The sequence below is a fragment of the Streptomyces sp. NPDC059010 genome, assembly GCF_042740355.1.
Lineage (GTDB): Bacteria > Actinomycetota > Actinomycetes > Streptomycetales > Streptomycetaceae > Streptomyces.
Map to the genome: position 1 here is coordinate 425,433 of NZ_JBHYJA010000001.1, position 16,239 is coordinate 441,671.

Annotated in this window: 17 protein-coding genes; 11 read left to right on the forward strand and 6 right to left on the reverse strand. The window is 71.6% G+C overall.

Annotated features, from left to right (window positions below):
* Positions 1-26 precede the first annotated feature (26 nt).
* From ACFWYS_RS02050 to ACFWYS_RS02060, 3 genes are all read left to right on the forward strand, one after another.
* Positions 27-1,637: a glycoside hydrolase family 20 protein gene (locus tag ACFWYS_RS02050; RefSeq protein ID WP_384762238.1), complete on the forward strand. Its 1,611-nt coding sequence runs from the start codon at positions 27-29 to the stop codon at positions 1,635-1,637.
* A 91-nt stretch (positions 1,638-1,728) separates the two neighbouring features.
* Positions 1,729-2,232, forward strand: coding sequence for a hypothetical protein (locus ACFWYS_RS02055; protein WP_384762158.1), 504 nt, complete (start codon positions 1,729-1,731; stop codon positions 2,230-2,232).
* Positions 2,233-2,349: 117 nt separating this feature from the next.
* Positions 2,350-2,961 carry a hypothetical protein gene (locus ACFWYS_RS02060; RefSeq protein ID WP_384762160.1) on the forward strand — a complete coding sequence of 204 codons (612 nt, stop codon included), beginning with the start codon at positions 2,350-2,352 and terminating at the stop codon, positions 2,959-2,961.
* A gap of 58 nt (positions 2,962-3,019) precedes the next feature.
* On the opposite strand, the gene ACFWYS_RS02065 is transcribed toward ACFWYS_RS02060, so the two are convergent.
* The gene (locus tag ACFWYS_RS02065; protein ID WP_384762161.1) at positions 3,020-3,508 is read right to left on the reverse strand and encodes a DUF1877 family protein; all 489 of its coding nucleotides are present in this window, start codon (positions 3,506-3,508) and stop codon (positions 3,020-3,022) included.
* A 191-nt stretch (positions 3,509-3,699) separates the two neighbouring features.
* On the opposite strand from ACFWYS_RS02065, the gene ACFWYS_RS02070 reads away from it, so the two are divergent.
* Positions 3,700-4,083 carry a hypothetical protein gene (locus ACFWYS_RS02070; protein WP_384762163.1) on the forward strand — a complete coding sequence of 128 codons (384 nt, stop codon included), beginning with the start codon at positions 3,700-3,702 and terminating at the stop codon, positions 4,081-4,083.
* 74 nt (positions 4,084-4,157) lie between these two features.
* Here the strand turns inward: ACFWYS_RS02070 and ACFWYS_RS02075 are convergent, their stop codons facing one another.
* The gene (locus ACFWYS_RS02075; protein ID WP_384762240.1) at positions 4,158-6,776 is read right to left on the reverse strand and encodes an FG-GAP-like repeat-containing protein; all 2,619 of its coding nucleotides are present in this window, start codon (positions 6,774-6,776) and stop codon (positions 4,158-4,160) included.
* Positions 6,777-7,037: 261 nt separating this feature from the next.
* Entirely contained in the window at positions 7,038-7,922 is an 885-nt protein-coding gene (locus ACFWYS_RS02080; protein WP_384762165.1) for a septum formation family protein, read from the reverse strand.
* A 278-nt stretch (positions 7,923-8,200) separates the two neighbouring features.
* Here ACFWYS_RS02080 and ACFWYS_RS02085 point away from each other — a divergent pair, with 278 nt between their 5' ends.
* From ACFWYS_RS02085 to ACFWYS_RS02100, 4 genes are all read left to right on the forward strand, one after another.
* Positions 8,201-8,632, forward strand: coding sequence for a hypothetical protein (locus ACFWYS_RS02085; protein ID WP_384762167.1), 432 nt, complete (start codon positions 8,201-8,203; stop codon positions 8,630-8,632).
* Complete coding sequence (locus ACFWYS_RS02090; protein WP_384762169.1) at positions 8,629-9,534, forward strand: hypothetical protein; 906 nt, start codon at positions 8,629-8,631, stop codon at positions 9,532-9,534. Before ACFWYS_RS02085 ends, ACFWYS_RS02090 begins: the two co-directional genes overlap by 4 nt.
* Positions 9,535-9,638: 104 nt before the next feature.
* Positions 9,639-10,256, forward strand: coding sequence for an RNA polymerase sigma factor (locus ACFWYS_RS02095; protein ID WP_384762171.1), 618 nt, complete (start codon positions 9,639-9,641; stop codon positions 10,254-10,256).
* A 208-nt stretch (positions 10,257-10,464) separates the two neighbouring features.
* Positions 10,465-11,376 carry a hypothetical protein gene (locus ACFWYS_RS02100; RefSeq protein WP_384762173.1) on the forward strand — a complete coding sequence of 304 codons (912 nt, stop codon included), beginning with the start codon at positions 10,465-10,467 and terminating at the stop codon, positions 11,374-11,376.
* Positions 11,377-11,421: 45 nt separating this feature from the next.
* On the opposite strand, the gene ACFWYS_RS02105 is transcribed toward ACFWYS_RS02100, so the two are convergent.
* The 3 genes from ACFWYS_RS02105 to ACFWYS_RS02115 form a co-directional block, all read right to left on the reverse strand.
* Entirely contained in the window at positions 11,422-12,234 is an 813-nt protein-coding gene (locus ACFWYS_RS02105) for a thioesterase family protein (RefSeq protein WP_384762175.1), read from the reverse strand.
* Positions 12,235-12,310: 76 nt separating this feature from the next.
* The gene (locus tag ACFWYS_RS02110) at positions 12,311-12,637 is read right to left on the reverse strand and encodes a branched-chain amino acid transporter permease (RefSeq protein WP_384762177.1); all 327 of its coding nucleotides are present in this window, start codon (positions 12,635-12,637) and stop codon (positions 12,311-12,313) included.
* Complete coding sequence (locus ACFWYS_RS02115; protein ID WP_384762179.1) at positions 12,630-13,394, reverse strand: AzlC family ABC transporter permease; 765 nt, start codon at positions 13,392-13,394, stop codon at positions 12,630-12,632. The genes ACFWYS_RS02110 and ACFWYS_RS02115 overlap by 8 nt, the downstream gene beginning before the upstream one ends.
* Positions 13,395-13,474: 80 nt before the next feature.
* Between ACFWYS_RS02115 and ACFWYS_RS02120 the strand changes: the two genes are divergently transcribed.
* The 3 genes from ACFWYS_RS02120 (at position 13,475) to ACFWYS_RS02130 (ending at position 15,942) form a co-directional block, all read left to right on the forward strand.
* Positions 13,475-13,915, forward strand: a complete 441-nt coding sequence (locus tag ACFWYS_RS02120; protein ID WP_384762180.1) for an Lrp/AsnC family transcriptional regulator — start codon at positions 13,475-13,477, stop codon at positions 13,913-13,915.
* 324 nt (positions 13,916-14,239) lie between these two features.
* A complete protein-coding gene (locus tag ACFWYS_RS02125) occupies positions 14,240-14,902 on the forward strand; it encodes an RNA polymerase sigma factor (RefSeq protein WP_384762182.1) in 663 nt (220 codons plus the stop codon).
* Positions 14,902-15,942, forward strand: a complete 1,041-nt coding sequence (locus tag ACFWYS_RS02130; protein WP_384762184.1) for a hypothetical protein — start codon at positions 14,902-14,904, stop codon at positions 15,940-15,942. Before ACFWYS_RS02125 ends, ACFWYS_RS02130 begins: the two co-directional genes overlap by 1 nt.
* The last annotated feature ends 297 nt before the right edge of the window (positions 15,943-16,239 follow it).

A 16,239-nucleotide genomic window follows, 5' to 3' on the forward strand; every position in this document is an offset into this window, starting at 1 on the left:
CGAAGAGGGCGCTGAAGCAATCGTGGGTGCTGATCGTCGCGGTGGTCGTCGTGACGGTCGCGGCCGGGGTGAGCCTCGGGCTCCTGGCCACCGGCGGCGACGGCGGATCGGGCCGTTCGGAGCAGGGGCGCACGGCGCCGGGCAGCTCCGAGTCCGCGTCGCCCGCCGCGCCGAAGGAGCCGGCCGCGCCGACTCCGTCACCCACCCGGTCGTATCCGCTCTCGAAGGCCCCCCGGACCATCCCCGCCGTGAGTTCCCACACCGCCGCGCGCGGCCCCGGCTGGCGTCCCGCGCGCGGGGAGCGTGTCGTCGTCAGCGACTCGAAGCTCGCCGACGAGGGACGGCTCATCGCCGGTGAGCTGGGGCTGACGTACGCCGGTGAGAAGGAGGACGTGCGCGCCGGGGACGTGCGGCTGGCGTTGAGCGGGGGCAAGGGCTCGGGCCCGGAGTCGTACACGATGACCGTGCGTGCCGGGCGTGTCGACATCAGCGGGCCGGGTGAGGCGGGCGTCTTCTACGGGACCCGGACGCTGAAGCAGGAGGTGCACGGCGGGGGTACGGCGCCGGAGGGCGTGGTGCGGGACGCGCCGGCCAAGCCGGTGCGCGGGTTCATGCTCGACATCGCACGCAAGCACTTCACCGCGGACTGGATCGAGGACCGGGTGCGCGAGCTGGGCGATCTGAAGTTCAACCAGTTGGGCCTGCACTTCTCCGACGACCAGGGATTCCGGATCGAGTCCGACTCGCATCCCGAGATCGTCTCCCAGCAGCACCTCACCAAGGCCCAGGTCAGGAAGATCGTCAAGCTGGCGGCCGCCCGGCACATCACCGTCGTGCCCGAGATCGACTCGCCGGGGCATCTGGGTGCCGTCATCGCCGCGCACCCCGATCTGCAGCTGCGCAATGTCTCGGGGGTCGCCACGCGCGGGGCCATCGACATCTCCAAGGGCGAGTCCGCCCGGATCGTCGACGACCTGCTGAACGAGTACGCCGGTCTGTTCCCCGGCGGCCAGTGGCACCTCGGCGGCGACGAGTACCAGGCGCTGGTCGTGTCCGACCCCCAGGCGTCCTACCCGCAGCTCGCCACCGCCGCCCGGAAGGCGTACGGCTCCGGCGGCACCGTCGCCGACCTCACGACCGGGTGGCTCAACGACCGCGCCGCCACCGTCCGCGCCCACGGCACGGCGCGGGCGTGGAACGACGGGTTCTTCCAGGACACCTCGGTCCAGCCGGACAAGCGGCTCCAGGTGGCGTACTGGACCGGCAAGGAGATCGGCGCGCGGGTGCCGCTGGAGTATCTGCGGGCCGGGCGCAAGGTGATCAACTACAACGACGAGTTCCTCTACTACGTGCTGGGGCAGCCGCAGACCTTCGTCTATCCGACGGGCGAGCGGATCTACCGGCAGTGGACGCCGCGGGTGGTGCGGGGCACGGTGGCCGTGCCGAGCGGCTACGACGGCCAGATCCTGGGCGGCTCCTTTGCGGTCTGGTGCGATCTGGCGAACTCGCAGACACAGGCCCAGGTCGCCGCCGGAATCCGGATGCCGCTGCGGGCGACGGTGCAGAAACTGTGGGACTCGGGACGCCCCGAACTGTCCTGGGCCCAGTTCAGGGCGCTCGCCGACCGGCTCGGCTGAGGGCTGTGGATTGCCCCATACGGCTGCGGACCTCCGTACGAATGTGGTGTATTCGGCCGGAGCCGAACCGAACAGCCAGGGGGAAAACGGGATGGGCTACTGGGGGTACTTCGTCGTGGGCCGCGGGGAGCGGCCGCTGACGGAGCTGGACGCGCTGGCGGGCGCCGACGGCATGGCCCTGCGCGACGAGGCGCCGGGCGGCTGGCAGGTGTGGGAGTACCCGAGCAGCGGCGGTGACATCGGGAGCATGAACGCACTGGCCCAGGAGACCGGGGCGCCCGCGCTCTTCGGGTACGTCATGGACAGCGACTGCGTCGTCGTGGAGGCGGCGGCGCCGCAGAGCGGGGCGTGGACGACGTGTCTGGCGCGGGCCGCGATGGCCGGTTACCTCGCCGCCGGGGACGCGAGCCTCACGCTGGAGGACTACTTCCTCGAACCCGGTGACGCGGCCGACCGGGCGGTCGCCTGGGCCGCCGAGGCCGGGCACGAGGTGAACGCCGAGTCGCTCGTCGACGTACTCACCGCTGATGCGGACCCTTTGGCCGAAAACATCTTCTTCCGGCTGCTCGATCGGCTGGGCGTCGTGCCGCTGTGACAATCACGGGCCGTCGCACGCAGTAAGGGGAGGTGTGGCCTCCGTAAGGGAAGGGGCCTGCCAGGGGCCTGTGCGGGGACCCCGACCCTCGAAGATCACCCGCTTAGGGAGGCGTGGATGAGCCTGGTGGAACTGATCGCTCAGGCCGACGAACGCGGACTGGCCACCAGCGGGTTGGCTTGTTTGGACCGGTGTGTGCCCTTGTTGGGCGGTGACGACGAGGTGCTGCGGCCGCTGTGGGCCAACCTCGCGGCCGGCGGGGACCCCGCCGCCTGGGGCGGGCTGCTGGAGCAGGTGCGCGCCAAGCTGGGCATCGCCGAGGTCGTGGACGACGAGGACCTGGAGGACGAGGCCGCGCTGCTCGCCCGGCGGATGCTGGCCGCGGCCCCGGCCGTACGGTCCGCCGCCGAGGCACGGATATGGGCCGACGCCTGCTCGGTCGCCTCGCTGCAGATACACCGGCTGCTCGACCCGGCCAAGGAAGACGCGTCCTGCGGCGACCGAGTTCCCCAGGCCCTGAACTCCGTGCGCGCGAGCGGGGCGCCCGTCGTGGGCCGTGCCGAGGGCATGTCGCCGCTCGTCGCCGCCGAACTGCGCCGCCAGGTCAGCGTGCTGGAGATCCTCGCCGGGCATGGCGCGGCCGGGTTGCGCCGGGCGCTGGAGGTGTCGACCGAGGGGCGCCGGGTGCTGCGGGCCGTGGTGTCACGGCGGGCCCGGGGGAAGGGCTGACGCGCCGCGCCTCCTGGGGCCGTCAGTTCATCGGGGACCGTCGGATCATCCGGGGCCGTCAGATCATCAGCCACTTCACCACCGCATCCCCGTACTCCGCCGACTGCGCGTAGAAGGCGGTCAGGTCGCGGTGGGTCGCCGCGAAGAGGCCGCGCGCCGCGGGCTCCGCGTCCGGCACGCTGTACGGCCGCAGCAGATGCACCCGCGTGTGCCGCCACAGGTCGTCGAAGTCGGCCGTTCTGAGGAACTCGGCGACGCCGGTCACCTGGGACGCGGTGAGCAGCATGAACGGGGGCAGGGCCGGGTCGGAGTGGAACACCGGTCGGCCGCCGAGCACCACCTGGGTGCGGGGGCCTTCCAAGGCGTGGTTCGGGGGGATGCCGCAGTAGAGGAGTTCGACGTCGCCGTAGAGCTTGTCGAGCACCTCCTCGCGATGGCGGCCTATCCGCTCCCGCACGGTGTCCCAGTCGTCCTCGAACAGGCGCTGGAACCAGGTGGCGCTGTTGCGCAGTGCCGAGGGCGGCACCGCCCGGAGATGGAAGTACATGCTCATCAGTGACTGGAGCGCACGGGAGCGGCGAATCGTCACCCTCCTGTCAACTCGGACTCCTGCGTAAACCTGGTTCCTGAGAGAGTCCTGTGCCGGTCGTGAGGCCGCTGTGGGGCGGTCCTGCACCGGTCCTGGAAAGCCCCCCGATCCGGGTGACGAAAAGCCGTTCGGCCACGCTCTTCCTGGATGTGACGACTCAGCAGGAGACCAGGCCCCCAGCCGCCGCCAAGCCGGTGCGCTGGGCGGCGGACGCGGTGGCGGTGATGCGCGAGGGAGCGCGGCTGCGGCTCGACTACTCGGCGCAGAGCCTGTGGCGGGTCGACCGGATGATCGAGGGCCTGCGCGGCGAGGGAACGCCGTACGCCGCCGTGGAGAGCACACTGCGCGGTCTCGGCGCGTACGCCGGTGAGGTGATCGTCCGTCAGTCCGGCGCCGAGTGGTGGGCGACGGGCGGCGATCACTGGATCCGTACGCCGGACGGCCGGATGTGGGACCCGATCGACGAGGCGCGCCGGTGTTTCGAGGCCGACGGGTCGCTGCGGCTGCTGTGCCGGGACGCGACGCGGCCGTAGGCGCAGGTGGGACATGACTCGGCCGGGACCCCGTGAATGGGCGGGGCCCCGGCCGGGTCGGACGGGCCGGACGGTTACGGCGTCAGTGTCTGGCCCAGGTGGCCGTCCGTCGGAGTGCCCAGGGCGGTCTTGCTGTGGATGACCGCCTGGCTGTAGCCGAGGCCCGTGCTGTTGCTCGGCAGGTACAGGAGGATGCCGTCCGTGCCGTCCTCGCCCTCGGCGCCGAGCGTCAGGTCCGCGCGGCCGTAGCCCGACAGGTCGCTCAGCGAGACGGACGAGCCGAACAGGTCGCCGCTCTCCGCGGTGCCGGGGACGCCGGACGAGTCCTGCGAGAGGCGGATCGAGCCCGTGCCGGTCAGGCCGGTCGACGTGCCCTTGACCAGCAGTACGTCACCCGCGTCGGACTGGTTGACGCCGCCGCGCGGGAAGTCCTCGCCGGGGACGCCGGTGAGGGCGTCGGCGAAGCCGTCGGCGTTGTAGTCGCCGACCGAGACGGAGGCGCCGAACAGGTCACCGGACTCGTTGCCGCCCGCGACGTTCGCGCTGTCCTGGTGGAGGGTGGTCATGCCGGTCGTGGTGAAGCCCGTCGACGTGCCCGGGACCATCGTGATCTGGCCGCCCGAGAGGCCGCCCGACTCCGACGCGACCGGCTGGCCGATGACGATGTCGTCGTAGCCGTTGCCGTTGACGTCGCCCGCGGCGAGGGAGCGGCCGCCCTTGACGGAGAGCACGCCCGCCTTGGTGAGGCCGGTCGCCGAGCCCGCGAAACGGACCACGCGGGAGATGCCGCCCGTGTCGCGGTAGTTGAGGGCGACGTCCGCGTAGCCGTCCCGGTTGAAGTCGCCGCTCGCGGCGTCCAGGTAGGCGACGGCGCCGGTGGCCGTGGTGAGCGTGCCGGTGGCGGTCTTGCCGTCGGTCAGCCGGGCGTTCCAGTTGCCGCCCTTGCCGGTGCCGGCCGCGAACACGTCCGCCTTGCCGTCGCCGTTGAAGTCGCCGACCGCGACCGTCGAGCCGAGCTTGGCGCCGGCCGCCGTGACAGTGCCCGAGGTGGTGTACGCGAAGCCGGTGTTCAGCGCCGGGCCGTACAGCACGGTGACCTGGCCCCGGTCCGCGTTGCCGCTGGTGTCGTCCTCGCCGGGCGCGCCGATCGCGAGGTCGGCGTAGCCGTCGCCGTTGACGTCGCCCCAGGCGGACGCGGCACCGAAGTTGTCGCCGGACTCGTGGGAGCCGGGGACGCCGGGGCTGTTCTGGGTGAGGGTGCGCCTCGCGGCGGGGACCGGGCCGTCGAGGCCGCCCGGGACGACGGTGACGGTGCCGCCGTTGCTCAGCGCGCGGGGCGTGCCGGCGACCAGGTCGGTGATGCCGTCACGGTCGAAGTCCGAGGTGGCCAGGGCGTGCGAGATGCCCGGGGTCTTGGCGACCTGGGCGATCCGGCTGAGCTTGGCGTACAGGTTGGCGCCGGGGCAGGCCGTGGTGTTGGTGTCCCGGTGGCCGAAGACGCGGGGCAGGGTGACCGACGTGTCCTTCGGGACCTTGTTGCCGCTGTAGCCCTGGTCGACACCGGACGTCAGGGTCACCTTGCCGGTCGGGTCGACGCCGTACATGCCGAACTTCCAGGCCACGATCCGCGCGATCGCGTCCAGGCCGGCGCGGCTGGGCGTGGCCGACTCGTAGTTGCCGATGTACGAGATGCCGACCGTGTTGGTGTTGAACCCGGCGTCGTGCGCGCCGATCACCGGCAGGTCCGTGCCGCCGCTGCGGCCCTCGAAGATCTGGCCGCACTTGTCGACGACGAAGTTGTAGCCGATGTCGAAGTAGCCGCGGGAGAAATGTTCCTGCTGAATGGTGCGCAGCCGGGCCCGGGACTCGCCGCAGGACAGGGTGTTGTCGCTGTCGACGCCGGTGTGGTGCACGACGGCGGCCTTGATCTCAGTGCCGTACTCGGGAGTGCCGTCGTAGTCCGTGGACGCGCCCCACTCGGCCTGCGTGATGACCGGCGGCTTGACGGCCGTCGAGGGCCGGGGCGCCGGGACCGTGGAGGTCGGGGTGGGGGAGGCGGTCGGGGAGGCGGACTCGGTGGGCGTGCCGGTCGGCGTCACGGTGTCCGTCGGCGCCGGGGGGTCGGTCGGCGTGACCGGGTCGGTCGGAGTGGCCGGGTCCGTGGGGGTGGCCGGGTCCGTCGGTGTGAGCGGGTCGGTCGGCGTCGGGGTTTCCGTGGCCGGCGCGGTGGTCTCCGCCGCGAAGGCGGCCGGGCTGATCGCGCTCGCGCCCGCCGGGTCCGTGCCGGGGTCGAGCAGCCTGACGTCCATGCCGGCGGGCTGGCCGCCGGCCTCGGTGCCGGCCGCGTTCACGACACGCACCTCGATGCCGTCGGAGTCACCGGTCCACACCGACTCCGTACCGCCGCGCAGGGCGGCCCGTGCGCCCTCCTCGCCGTCCGCCTGGCTCGGCTCGGCGGTGACCTTCTGCCAGCCCGACCACTTGCCGGTCTCGATGTCCCGGGTACGCACCTCGGGTGTGCCCTTGGCCTGCGCCTCGGGGTCGTTCCAGGTCAGCACGACCGCGCTGAAACGGTCGGTGCCCTGCTGGGCCAGGCCCCTGCGGCCCGAGCCGCGGTCCTTGAGCTTGAGCGTGTGCACCGACGGCTTGCGGCTCTCGCGCTTGGCGTCGGCCGGCGCGGACTGATCCGCCATGGCGTACGTCACGACGCCCGCCCCGCTCAGCACGACGGCACCCACCGTCAGCCATGCACGTCTCTTCAGACTGAGCGGTTTGTAGGCATGGGTCCTACGAGGACTCAACTGTCCCACCCCTGGTAAATGGTCACGGTCGCATCACCTGTCACACAGGTGGCACCTACAGACAGCGCACGACTCGCGGAAACCGTCACCCACTGACAACAAGCGGCGGGGCCGCGCCCTGGACGGACGCGGCCCCGCGGGCGGAGACGGGTGTCAGCTCGCCCAGACCTCGGCCTCGTCGGCCGGGACCGTCGTGGCCAGGCCCAGCTCCTTGCGGGCGGCGACCGTCTTGTTGGGGTCGATGCCGGTGAAGGCGGAGTCGTAGGCGATGTAGAACGCGTCGGCGTCGGCGGCGTTCGCGGCCTTCTGCCACTGCCCGGCGGTCTTGCCCAGCTGCGCGCGGAGCTTGGCGACCTCCGTGCCCTTGACGTCCTTGAGGCCCTTGAGGTGGGCGTCGAGGGCGGCCGCGACGGCCTTGGCCTGCGCCTTGTAGCCGGGCAGGTCGTCCTCGACGGTCTCCTTCTCGGGCTGGTTCGCCCACAGGGCGTCGTAGACGGCGTTCGAACCGTTCAGGAACGTGGTCTGCTCGGGCTTGAGGGAGCCGGGCTTCAACGAGCCGGTGACCGTGCCCGATTCCTTGGTGTAGGTGCAGCTCACGGCGCGGTCGCCGGTCGCCCAGCTCTCCTTGGTCGGGGTGTAGTAGAAGACCGCGACACCCTTGGGGAGCGCCCAGGTGTCCGGGGCGAACTTCCCCGCCTCGACGGGGCAGCGCTTGTCGGCGATCGCCGAGACACCGTCGTCGCCGGGGTACGTCTTCACCTCGTCGATCGAGAACTCGCCTACGACCTGGGCCTCGTGGGCCTCCTCGCAGGGCACGATCTCGACGGCGACCGCCTCGCCCTCGGCCTTGCCGTTCGGGTTGTAGCAGTCCCCGATGTCCAGCGAGAACACCGACCGCTGGCGGGCCACCTTCTTCGCGCCGTCCTGGGCGCTGTCGACGGCATCCGAGATGTCCGAGCACCCCACGGCGCCGACCGCGAGGAGGGCGACGACGGCGGATATGCCGCCAAGGGGGCGGAATGCACTGCGGCTAGACATGACGTGTACATCCTCTTATGAGAATTTTACGAGGGGTGGCGGGCGCATCGTATGCCACTGGTCTCGTGCTCGGTTGACTCGCCTGGACCGGCGATGGTTGTACGCGACCGCCGGTGTCGCGGACGCGTGAGGCGCCGAATGGTTGTACGGATCCTGTGACTTCGCTGTGTGCGAATGAACACGTCCACCACCCGTGATGTTCATGCGGTGACGCCCGCTTGATCAGCGGAAGGACCAGAAGAAGGCCTTCCGTCGACCGAGACGAGGGGTGGGGTCCCATGAGGACAGTGGACGAACGCATGCCGTGCGCCCGGGAGATGCGCCGCTGCGCGGCGAGCTTCGTCACCCGGGCCACCGCCCGCAGCCGGCTGCCGCTGGACTACTCGGTGGCCAGCCTGCGCATCGTCGACTTCCTGATCGACGGCCTGCGCAAGGGCGGCGCCGACCGGGAGCGGGCGAGGGAGCCGCTGCTCGGCCTCGGGGCCTACGTCGGCGAGGTGCTCGTACGCCGCGCCGGGGCGGTGTGGGTGGACTTCGACGCGGACCAGTGCGCCTACTTCGACCAGCGGGTCGGGGTGCGCATGCCGGACGGCCGGGTCTGGAACCCACTCGGCAAGGTCCACAACCGCTTCGACCTCGGCGGCCCCGACGAGTCGCTGCAGACCTTCTATCTGACCCTGCACGGCCGGGCCCGGGGAGCCGTCGCATGAGCGGCCGCGGGGCCGGGACGGCCGTACTCCGCGTCTCCCTCCCCGTCTGCCTCCTCGTCTCCGCCGCACTCACGGGCTGCGCGGCGGACGACACGCGCCCCGCCGATCCGGCCCGCCGGGCCGCCGCCGAGAGCGCCACCGAGACCTCGGCCGCGCCCTCCGCCGAGCCGGTGAAGCCGACGACCGCCGCGGACCACCTCGCGCTGGCCGAGAAGGTGATGGCCACGCAGAAGGGCTGGCGGTTCGCGGTGCGGGGGAGCGAGAACCTGGTCCTGCAGGGCCGGACCAGCGGCGCGACCTACTCCGCGACCGTGCGCCGCACGACCGGCGAGCCCTGGGCGCTGCACTCCTCCGGCAGCATCCGCAGCAGCAAGGGCGTGACCAGGTCCGAGGCGGTCTACGTCGTCGACGGCGTCGGCTACGTCAAGGAGGGCGACGCCGGCTGGCGGCACGGGCCCCTGTCCGACCCGGAGATCGCGGCCAAGGTTGAGGACCCGATGGCCGCCCTCGACACGTTCGGGGATTACGGCGACGCGGTCTCCCTCACCACCTCGGGCCCGCGGACCGAGCTGCGCGTCCGTACGGCGTCCGCCGCGCTGCCCGCCGTACGGGACCAGGGCGTCGTACGCAAGGCGCTGCGCGAATTCACCCCGACCCTGAAGCAGTTGCGCGCGGCGGGGGTCTCGGCGCCGGAGAGCGCGATCACCGTGGAGCGCGCCGAGGAGTCGCTCGTCCTCGACTCCTCGACGTACCGGGTCCTCTCGCACACCTTCCGCTGCGTCCTGCGTATCCCGAGCGGGACGGGGAGCATCCGCTACGGCCAGGAGGTGACCGAGCGGACCTCGGGGCCGTACACGGGAGCCGTCGTGCTGCCGGAGGGGGCGGTGACACGAGGCCTGTGACACTTCTGTGAGGCCGGGCGCTGATGTGCGTGGAGGGACGTCGACAGGAATGGCGTACCGCACGGTGCGGATTCGTCACGAACCGGTACGGACGAGGACAGTTCTTGGGCCAGGGAGGCGAACCCCGCCGCGTGCGCGCGCACGACGGGGAATTGGGCGCGGCCGTCGCGCGGGCCCAGGAAGGTGACGAGACCGCCTTCGCGGTCGCGTACCGGCTGGTGCAGCCAGGACTGCTCGGGTACCTGCGCGGGCTGGTCGGGGACGACGCGGAGGATGTCGCGTCGGACGCCTGGCTGGAGATCTCCCGGGATCTCGGCCGGTTCAAGGGTGACGGAGCCGGGTTCCGGGGCTGGAGCGCGACCATCGCCCGGCACCGGGCGCTGGACCATCTGCGCAGGCAGAAGGTACGGCCCCGCTCGTCGGCGCTGGAACAGGACGTGCTGGACCTGCCCGGCCCGCACAGCACGCACGACCAGGCGTTGGAGTCGATCTCCACGGAACACGCCCTCGACCTGGTGCGCGGGCTGCCGCGGGACCAGGCCGAGGCGGTGCTGCTCCGGGTCGTCGTCGGACTCGACGCGCCCGCCGCGGCACGCGTCCTGGGCAAGCGCCCGGGCGCGGTGCGGACGGCCGCGTACCGCGGTCTGAAGCGCCTGGCGAAGCAGCTGGGCGTCGCAAGTGTGACGGATGACGGCCCCCGGACGCTGGGGGAATCGAAATGAACAGTGAGGGCGACGGCGGCGGCCAGGACGGCGCATCGGCGTTTCGGTGACACGAGACGGCGTGCGATGAGTCGTACGGGCCGTGTCGGACGTACTGGCTCTACGAGCACGTGTGTCCACAGCTGTCACACAGGTCACGTAGATCACGTACGTCACGTGCATCACGCAACCCACATACAAATCAGGTCGGACAGGAACGGAAGCGGACATGGGTGAACAGCAGAGCGGCGGTGGGTCCTCCGGCCGTCGGCGTGTGCACCCTGACGGCCTGGCCTCCGGCACCGGGCCCGGTCACCGGGCCGGTCGCACCGCCGGGCGCGGGTCCGCCCCGGCCGCGGTGTTCGACGACGCCGCGCTGGAGGCGCTGCTCTTCGCGGCCGTGCTACGCGGGTATCGCGTGGACAGCGAGGGCGAGCAGCGTGCCGTGGCCGCGTTCCGGGCCGCCCGCGACGCCGGGGTCCACCAGGCGCGCACCCGGCGCCGGGACGACTGGCGGCCCAGGACGCGGCGGCGGCTGGCGCTGTCGCTGAAGACCACGCTCTCCCTGTTCGCCGCGAGCCTCACGCTCGGCGGCGTGGCCTTCGCGGCGATCGGCTCCTCCGATTCGTCGGACGGCCCCGCCGACGACAAGGGCAGGTCCACCCCGTCGGCCACCGGCCCCGACCGGCCGGCCTCCGGGCCCTCCTCCGCGACGTCCGGCAGCGCCTCCGGCAGGAACGGTCACCCGACCACGGCCCAGGACACCGAGGCCAAGTGCCGCGCCTACGACCAGGTCAAGGACAGCGGCCAGGCCCTGGACTCGACGGCCTGGCAGCGGCTCGTCGCCGCGGCGGGCGGCACGGACAAGGTGGCCGCGTACTGCGCCGAGCAGCTGGCGGCGGCGAAGAGCAAGCCGACCAAGAAGCCCGACGGAAGCAGTGCCACCAAGGACAACGGCACGACGGGCAACGGCACCGCGGGCAACGGCACGACGGGCAACGGCACCACGGGTAACGGCGCCACCGGCAACGGCCAGGAGGCGGGCGGCGATGACAAGACGTCCGGGACCGGCAAGAGCACTGGGAGCACCGAGGGTGCCGAGGGCACCGAGGGCGCCGCGAAGACCGAGAAGAAGAACTGACCTCGGTGTTCCCGCGCTAACCGCGGTCCAGGTCCTCCGCGCGGCTCACCTCGGAATCCGCCGCGGCTCAGCTGTCGGCAGGGGGCGGACGGTGAGGATCTGCTGGGCGTGGCCGACCGGGCCGTCGACGTCGTGCAGGACCGTGCTGGTGATGCCCTGACCGGAGGGGCCGAAGGTGACCGTGGTGTCCAGGCCCGTCCAGGGACCTTGTGGCTGGCGGTGCAGGTGGACGGTCAGGTCGACGTTGGGGAACATCCACTGCGTGGGCGGCTGCCGGACGGCGATGCCGTTGGCGGTGTCGACCAGGGCGAGATACGACGCGAGCGGGCCGACCGGCACACCGGCGACCAGATCGAGCGGCGTGGAGAGCCAGGCGGACGTACGGCCCGGTCGCGGCGGCGCGAGGGGGCGGACGTCCAGGGAGGCGACGTAGCCGCCCGGCCAGACGTCCGACATCGGCCACGGGGCCAGCGACTCGGGCGGGGGGAGCCGGTCGTCGGAGCCGCCCGCGACCTTGGTGGTGTCGACGGCGGCGAGGAACCAGGCGCGGGCCCGGACCACCGGGCGCCCGGCTATGCGTACGACCGCTTCGAGGAGCTCGATGGTCCGGCCGGGCCGGACGGTCTCCACCTCGATCTCGCACTCGTCCAGGGCGAGGCGCCCGAGGATGTCGTAGCTGATCCGGGAGAGAAGCAGTCCGGTGTCGGGACCGGCGGCCCGGTGGCGGTCGAGGGCGTGGACGACGAGTCCGCCCAGCGGACTGAAGTGCTGCTCGTCCGGATCCCAGGCGCCGCCCGCGTGTGCGGTCGGCTTGTACCGGTGGTCGTCGATGGCCTCGAAGTAGCTGTCGGAAGACAACGGGCGTTTCTCCAAACGGGGGTGTTCAAAGGGGGGTGTTCAGAGTGTTCAGAGGGGGCTGTTCAGAGTGGGCTGTTCACAGGGCGTTGAGCAGGGCGACGTAGACGGCCGTACCGGCGCCGACGCTGAGGATGGTGCGGCGGCCGAAGGCCAGGTGGACGCCGATGGTGACGGCGACGGCGAGCGGCGCGTACCAGGTGCCGTCCGGGTCGGTCGTGATCGTGCCGTGCAGCGCGGTCACGGCGAGGATCCCGAGGATGCCGACCGGCATCCACACCGCCAGGCGCCGCACGATCGCCGAGTCGCGCAGCCGGCCGAGCACGGCGAAGGGGACGGCGCGCAGGGCGAGGGTGATGGTGAAGACGATCGCCAGGACGGCGATGAGGTACGAGGTACTAGGCATCGTTGGACTTCTCGTTGGACTTCTCGTTGGAGTTCTGGGCCGTGGTGAGGTGGCGGACCAGCAGCAGGCCGACGAACAGCAGCAGCGCCGTGAACATGGCCGTCCCCGGAGTGAGGACCAGCGCGACCGTGACGCTCGCGCCCGCGAGCAGCAGGGACGGCAGCTCCGCGCGGGAGCGGAAGGCGTCCAGGGTGAGCACGGTGAACAGGGCGCACAGCGCGAACTCCAGGCCCTCGACCGGCGCGGGCAGGGCCGCTCCCAGGGCGACACCGACCAGTCCGCCGCCCACCCAGTACGCCTCGGACGCGATCTGCATGGCCAGCAGCCGGGGTGCCGAGCGCTCGTGCTCGGGCAGGGAGGCGCTCACGGCGTACGCCTCGTCGATCATCGCGTAGACGGCGTACGCCTTGGCCGCGGGGTGCCTGACCAGGTGCAGCGGGAAGTTGAAGGCGTAGAACACATGCCGGAAGTTGACCACGAGCACGGTCAGGGCGACCGCGGCGAGCGGTGTGACGGCGGCCATCATGCCCACGAGCAGGAGTTCCAGGGAGCCGGCGAACGCGGCCAGGGACAGCGCGGGGGCGAGCCACCAGGGCAGTCCGGCCTGGATGATCAGCAGGCCGAGGGCGATACCCAGGGGAAAGATGCCGAGGCCCGCGGAGAAGGAGTCGCGGACGCCCAGGGATATCCGGGTCCGGCGGATGGCCGCGGGCGGGGCGGCCGGGCGGGTGAGTACGTCTGGTACGTCGTGTCGCACCCGTCCATCGTCTCGTAGAAGCCCTGACACATGGTTGCGAATATTGCTCGGATCGACCGGGTGCGTGCAACAATCTCGCTATGGATGCCATTGACGAGGCAATCATTGCCGAGCTGGAGCGGGACGGGCGGCTGACCAACGTGGAGCTGGCCCAGCGCGTCGGGCTGACCACCGGGCCCTGTCTGCGCCGGGTACAACGGCTGGAGGCCGAGGGTGTCATCCAGGGCTATCGGGCCGTGGTCGACCCGGCTTCCGTCGGCCGTTCCTTCGAGGTGCTGCTCGACCTCAGCCTTGAGGCGCAGGACGCGGAGACGGTCGAGCGCTTCGAGGGGACGCTGGCGCAGGCCGAGGAAGTCCTGGAGCTGCGCAGACTGTTCGGGAACCCCGACTATTTCGTGCGCGTGGCCGTGGCCGATCTCCCCGCGTACGAGGCGTTCCTCAGCCGGCGGGTCATGACGATCCCCCGGGTCAAGAACGTCACCTCGCACTTCACGATGAAGACCGTGAAGCCGGGTCCGTAGGGGAGTCGGTGGTGAACGGTGGCGCACTCGGCGACCACGGTGTGTCGCGGAGACGGCCGAGGCCGCCACCCCCCACAGGAGAGGCCCCGGCCGTCGCGCGGCACGGGCCGCGCGGCGGCCCGTACTCTCTACAGCGCCATGACTGCGTTTTCTGTCACACCTGGGGAGACACTTTCGCGGATTCCCAGGTAGTTGCATGTTGTACGGACATGGACGGGCAGCGGTTTCAGGCCGTAACGTGCCTTTCGCGCCGGACGCGGAGGCTGTAAGACCACCGCAACGACCTGCGGTCTTGGCACCGCAACCATCAATTGAGGTAATCCAGTGCTGGGGGACGACGCGGAGTTGACTGCCGCGGTGCTTGCGGCACAGGACGGAGACGAGACCGCGTTCCGGACTGTGTACCGCTCCGTGCACCCGCGGCTGCTCGGGTACGTGCGGACGCTGGTCGGCGACCCCGACGCCGAGGACGTCGCGTCGGAGGCGTGGCTGCAGATAGCGCGTGACCTGGAGCGATTCAGCGGGGACGCGGACCGTTTCCGGGGCTGGGCCGCCCGAATAGCCCGCAACCGCGCGCTGGACCACATACGGATGCGCGGCCGCCGCCCCGCGATCGGCGGCGACGAGACGGAGCTGACCGGCAAGGCCGCCGAGTCCGACACCGCGGGCGAGGCCATGGAGGCCCTCGCCACCGACGGCACCCTCTCCCTCATCGCACGGCTGCCACAGGACCAGGCCGAGGCCGTCGTCCTGCGGGTGGTCGTGGGACTGGACGCCAAGACGGCCGCGGAGACCCTCGGCAAACGGCCGGGTGCCGTACGGACCGCCGCGCACCGGGGTCTGAAGCGGCTCGCCGAGCTGCTCGGCGACGATCCGGAATCGGCCGGGATCCTCGATGCCCTGCCTCCCCAGCGAGACCCCCGCGACCGTGCGGTGACGTCTGCGAGTGTGACGCATCTGCGTTCGCGGACGCAGAAGGATGTGTGATGGCCGACGAGCAGTACAGGTGGCTGGACCGCGAAACGGCGGAGCGCTTGCTGAGCGGAGAGTCACTCGAAGCTGTCGAATCGGCCCATCGCGACGAGGCCGAACAGCTCGCCAAAACGCTTGAGGCGCTGAGCGTCGAACCCGCGCCGAGCAGCGCCGAACTCCCCGGAGAAGCGGCCGCGTTGGCGGCGTTCCGCGCCGCGCGCGCGAACCATGACGACGTTGCCATCACCGCCGGTCACCGCTCCGGCTCGGCCGCCTCCGACGCCTCCGACGCCGCCGATGTCGGGCTCGTCCGGATCGGCGCCCCCGGCCGTGCCGCCCGTCGCCCCCGCTGGGGCCGTCCCCTGCGGCTCGGTCTCGCCGCCGCGCTGGCCGTCGGCATGGTCGGCGGGGTCGCGGTCGCGGCCGGAACCGGAGTGCTGCGGACACCGTTCGGCGGGGACGAGCCGGGCCGTCCCGCGGGTACCGCCTCGGCGGCCGTACCGCCGGACCGTCCCTTCGTCTCGCCCTCGCCGGAGATCGGCGGGCGCGACGTGCCCACGCCCGACGGCACCGACAGGACGCCCACCGGTCCCGGCAGCAGCCGGGAGACGGCACCCGGCGGCGCGGCGAAGGACCGTGAAACCGCCGGCGAGGACCAGAAGGGGCCGTCCGGCAGCTGGCGGAAGGCCGTCCCGGCCTGCCGTGACGTACGCGACGGCAAGGATCTGTCCCGCGACCGCCGGCGCGCCCTGGAGAGCGCGGCGGGCAGCTCCGCACGCGTGTGGAAGTACTGCAAGGGCGTCCTGACCGGCGCGGGTGAGAGCACCCGGGCCCAGGGCGGCCAGGGCCAGGACGACGACGATCAGGGCAAGGGCCAGGGCAACGGCAAGGGCGACGACGACCACGACGACGGCAAGGGCCCCAAGGGCCGCGGCATCGGTCACCACACGGGCCGCACCGCCAAGACGCCGTCGACCGGGCGCCCCCGCCTCCTCCCGGACCCCCTCCAGCTGCCTGCGCCCCTGGTGCCGAAGCCGTCGTACAGCGCGCTCTGAGCGGGACGTCTCTCTCGCGGACGCCGTGGTGGCTCGTTGCAGCGGGTCGGCCTGGCGGGTCGGCGTGGTCACTCTCGTAACAAGCCTCTGACCTGCGAGTTTGTAACTCGTTGAAAAATCTTCGGATCGGGAGTGACGTTTTCAGCCCCACCGGCGCTGATGAGAGTGAGCCGACTGGTCATCGGCCGTCGCACAGAGCCGGGGTTCCCCCCCTTGTCTCTTATACACATATCCGATCCCACGAGACTCCTATATATCTATTTTTGCGTATTTTTGGTTTTAAGAGTTGGTTGGGTG

Coding starts and splice junctions, on each gene's coding strand:
- ACFWYS_RS02055 (WP_384762158.1), top strand. CDS start 1,729: ATGGGCTACTGGGGGTACTTCGTCGTGGGCCGCGGGGAGCGGCCGCTG.
- ACFWYS_RS02060 (WP_384762160.1), top strand. CDS start 2,350: ATGAGCCTGGTGGAACTGATCGCTCAGGCCGACGAACGCGGACTGGCC.
- ACFWYS_RS02065 (WP_384762161.1), bottom strand. CDS start 3,508: ATGTACTTCCATCTCCGGGCGGTGCCGCCCTCGGCACTGCGCAACAGC.
- ACFWYS_RS02075 (WP_384762240.1), bottom strand. CDS start 6,776: ATGGCGGATCAGTCCGCGCCGGCCGACGCCAAGCGCGAGAGCCGCAAG.
- ACFWYS_RS02080 (WP_384762165.1), bottom strand. CDS start 7,922: ATGTCTAGCCGCAGTGCATTCCGCCCCCTTGGCGGCATATCCGCCGTC.
- ACFWYS_RS02085 (WP_384762167.1), top strand. CDS start 8,201: ATGAGGACAGTGGACGAACGCATGCCGTGCGCCCGGGAGATGCGCCGC.
- ACFWYS_RS02090 (WP_384762169.1), top strand. CDS start 8,629: ATGAGCGGCCGCGGGGCCGGGACGGCCGTACTCCGCGTCTCCCTCCCC.
- ACFWYS_RS02100 (WP_384762173.1), top strand. CDS start 10,465: ATGGGTGAACAGCAGAGCGGCGGTGGGTCCTCCGGCCGTCGGCGTGTG.
- ACFWYS_RS02110 (WP_384762177.1), bottom strand. CDS start 12,637: ATGCCTAGTACCTCGTACCTCATCGCCGTCCTGGCGATCGTCTTCACC.
- ACFWYS_RS02120 (WP_384762180.1), top strand. CDS start 13,475: ATGGATGCCATTGACGAGGCAATCATTGCCGAGCTGGAGCGGGACGGG.
- ACFWYS_RS02130 (WP_384762184.1), top strand. CDS start 14,902: ATGGCCGACGAGCAGTACAGGTGGCTGGACCGCGAAACGGCGGAGCGC.